This is a genomic window from Emticicia sp. W12TSBA100-4, assembly GCF_040253585.1.
Classification (GTDB): Bacteria; Bacteroidota; Bacteroidia; order Cytophagales; family Spirosomataceae; genus Emticicia.
The window spans coordinates 1-292 of sequence record NZ_JBELAU010000102.1 but is presented as its reverse complement, the minus strand read 5'-3'; the positions used below and the strand labels follow the sequence as shown (position 1 = coordinate 292).

Annotated in this window: 1 protein-coding gene; it reads left to right on the top strand. The window is 37.0% G+C overall.

Translation table 11 applies throughout. The annotated features are described in order from the left end of the window. A partial coding sequence (locus ABR854_RS25945; RefSeq protein ID WP_350268745.1) for a hypothetical protein occupies positions 1 to 292 on the top strand: 292 nt, incomplete at both ends.

The following is a 292-nucleotide window of genomic DNA, read 5'->3' as shown; positions in this document are numbered from 1 at the left end:
TTCTTATGTTCTTGAAAAGACCTTAGAACCGATTAGAAATTCAATTACAAGTATATCGGCAGGAGGTACTATTGTGCAGTTGATCGTGAAAAAAGACGGAACAGGTCAGTATCTAAGCCCGAAACTTGCAAATGATAGTATAACTGATGCATCAGCAAATAAGCGATATGAAATTGTAGTTTATCCCGGCGTTTATACTGAAACCGAATGGATAGTGAAAGATTATGTGAGTATTGTAGGAACAAGTAGAGAAACTTGCTGGTTGAAAGGGGAATTGGCTGATAATTCTACA